The following is a 1,031-nucleotide window of genomic DNA, read 5'->3' as shown; positions in this document are numbered from 1 at the left end:
CTAGGAGCCACTTTTAGGGATTGGGGAAAAAACCAAAAAGTTTAGCAGCACCTCCCAAGACAGCAACCACCAAAGCTATCAGAATCCCCCGGTTGGTGAACTCCTGATAAGCAACCCGTACCGTTAATCCCTCGATTTTCTCGTCTAATACTTTAATATCGCCTTTTAAATCAGCTTGGCCTATCTCCAGTTTCGTCAACCGGTCCTCCACCTTGTCAAATCTCTCGTCAATCCGTTTTTCAAGGGAGTCGATTTTCTGATTGACATCCTGTTGCAGAGTATCGATTTTCTGGTTGACTTCTTTGATGCTATCTTTAATTTCCTTAAGGACCGATTCTAGGGAATAGGTGATAGTTTCGTTAGACATTTGCTAGACTCCTAAAGTTATCAATAGTTTTCGGGGTGTGAGACTGGAGAATTTTAGGGATTGTTACCGAGGAAAAGAATTCTGATAGCAACGGTGATAATTGCACCGATAGCGGCACTCATGGCACCGATAAGGATAGGGACAATCAGACCTCGAAAACCCTGTAGGTCAGAAATAGCCTTAACTAGAGTGTATTGCTCATTTTCTACTTTTTCTAGTCTTTTATCCATCTCTTCGACTTTCTCAGTTAGTTTAGCTTGTCCTACCTTTAAATCATTTACATCTCTTTGCAGGGTATCGATTTTCTGATTGACTTCCTTGATGCTGTCTTTAATTTCCTTAAGGACCGATTCTAGGGAATAGGTGACGGTTTCGTTAGACATTTTGCCATACCTCTATACAGTTTGGGTTTTTGAGCGGCCATTTATTATAAGTGGGGTCTGCTGAAAAAGTTTTTCCTGGGGGTAGGAGTCAGGAGTCAGGAGCCGGTCGTTTCGGGCTTTGTTGCCATTGTTTTTTGTACCAATTTATGTACTATAAGAAGGATAATGCAAGGTTTTTGAAAGTCCCAATCCTATTTTCTTGCACTAACATCGGACTTTAACAGGTCAAAAGCCTTATTTTAAAAGGGTTTTACCATTATTCAGCAAGCCCTACTTATTGG

Annotated in this window: 2 protein-coding genes; both read right to left on the bottom strand. The window is 41.0% G+C overall.

The window, feature by feature from the left end:
* Positions 1-13: 13 nt before the first annotated feature.
* Positions 14-367: a DUF4164 family protein gene (locus tag PX481_RS11250; protein ID WP_002759401.1), complete on the bottom strand. Its 354-nt coding sequence runs from the start codon at positions 365-367 to the stop codon at positions 14-16.
* A 53-nt stretch (positions 368-420) separates the two neighbouring features.
* Positions 421-750 carry a hypothetical protein gene (locus PX481_RS11245; RefSeq protein WP_002759400.1) on the bottom strand — a complete coding sequence of 110 codons (330 nt, stop codon included), beginning with the start codon at positions 748-750 and terminating at the stop codon, positions 421-423.
* Positions 751-1,031 lie beyond the last annotated feature (281 nt).

Source organism: Microcystis sp. M53603_WE2, from assembly GCF_030065435.1.
Note: the sequence above shows the minus strand (reverse complement) of the source record. Positions and strands in the feature narration are given on the sequence as shown.